Genomic DNA, 1,530 nt, shown 5'->3' with positions numbered 1-1,530 from the left:
AAAATGCTCCAAAGCGTTTTGAAAAAAACACTTTTCGCTATTCAACTGTAAAAGCAAAACACGTTTAGCTTTTCTCCTTTTATTGCGCAACTTAACGGCAAAGCAAAACGTTATTACTCAAATGTTTCGCTACATTTTATAACAATGTGTATAAAAAATTGCTAGATTAGTGCTTAAATTAAGGTAGTTGCGTTTTTGCCAACTTCTGATTTTCCTTCGGAAAATCCTCGCTGACAAAAACGCAACTTTCCATACACTAGACCGTTGCCAACAATACAATCGCACTCATACGCATTAAACAGTCTTAACTGAATTATTCCCTATTTTTCGTCTCTTTTATAATTTATTCAATAATACATAAAAGTTAAAAACGATTAAAAGGTTAATTTACTATAGTTAAAAACTATGATTGGTAAATACATTATAAATACATAGTATACTCAGTATATACTTAATTTGGAATAGTTATTGTAGTTTTGTATGTGATTAACAAACAAGAATAACGCAATGATACGCTCAACAACAATAAAAGCTAATAACAATACAATTAAAGTATTGGAAAGAATGGCTCTTGATAAAAAAGAGCATAGAATGAAAATCATAGCTAAAATAAAAGAAAAGGCTAAGGATAACAACTAGTTATGTATAAATATTATAAAGAACAAGGGGCTGATGGCCCCTATTTTTATTTTTACACAGAGCTCAGCCTTACATATTACGTTGCGTTTAGGAATATGTCTCAAGAAACCTTTCCGTTAAATAATGTATACTCTCTAGACTTTGGAGAGATTGATGGAAAAAAAGGCAAAAAGGATACTAAAATATCCTCAACAATATTAAATATTATAATTGAATTTTTAGAAACAGACCAGTCTTTAGTAATTCACTTTTTATGCGATAGTGCAGACTCTAAACAATTAAATAGAAAAAGATTATTTAGCCGTTGGTTTTCAATTTGCGGGATGGAACAATGGGTAAAATATGATTATGACTTTGATTCAGCAGATTATAATATTTCATTTATGTATTGTTCAGATATCTATGAGACTACACTAATGGAAACTGAAATACTTTTAACATTGGACGTTTATGAAAGAGCTAAAAATGAATAAAATACTTTTGTTTAGGCTAAAACATATCTCATAGAAATAAAACTTAGAGTATGCGAATGAACGTATTTAAAAGTACTGTTGGCAACACCGTATATAATTTATTGCTGGCTTCCTGCCTACTTACGAAAGTCCTCGCGGACTTTCTTGGTCGGTAATTATTTACTAAATTAGTTGCTTAAACCACGCAACAAACCATATACAAACACGTTATAAAAAATAGCTTGGAAATTGTAACTTTCAATAAACTGTTTTTTTTATCTAAACATAAATCATCGGATTTTTTTCTTACTCAAATCGCAATAAAATAATCACATATTCTGATCACTCAATTCTCGAACTGAATTGTTCACGCAACAAGTAATCCAAAAAACTTTTCAGATTAATAGGAACATAATAAGTTATTTACGAAATTCAGTTC

2 protein-coding genes are annotated in these 1,530 nt (G+C 29.5%); both read left to right on the top strand.

The annotated features are described in order from the left end of the window. Positions 1–507 precede the first annotated feature (507 nt). Positions 508–639, top strand: a complete 132-nt coding sequence (locus tag KO494_RS16050) for a hypothetical protein (RefSeq protein ID WP_256447835.1) — start codon at positions 508–510, stop codon at positions 637–639. Between the two features lie 2 nt (positions 640–641). Then, a complete protein-coding gene (locus tag KO494_RS08675) occupies positions 642–1,112 on the top strand; it encodes a DUF6169 family protein (RefSeq protein ID WP_215967216.1) in 471 nt (156 codons plus the stop codon). The last annotated feature ends 418 nt before the right edge of the window (positions 1,113–1,530 follow it).

It is taken from the genome of Lacinutrix sp. C3R15 (genome assembly GCF_018860825.1).
In the GTDB taxonomy this organism is placed as follows: Bacteria; Bacteroidota; Bacteroidia; order Flavobacteriales; family Flavobacteriaceae; genus Oceanihabitans.
The sequence above is the reverse complement of the archived record's forward strand: the minus strand, read 5'-3'. Positions and strand labels throughout refer to the sequence as shown.

Bases quoted from the DNA above. Each gene is read 5' to 3' on its own strand.
- KO494_RS16050 (WP_256447835.1), top strand. From the start codon at position 508: ATGATACGCTCAACAACAATAAAAGCTAATAACAATACAATTAAAGTA.
- KO494_RS08675 (WP_215967216.1), top strand. From the start codon at position 642: ATGTATAAATATTATAAAGAACAAGGGGCTGATGGCCCCTATTTTTAT.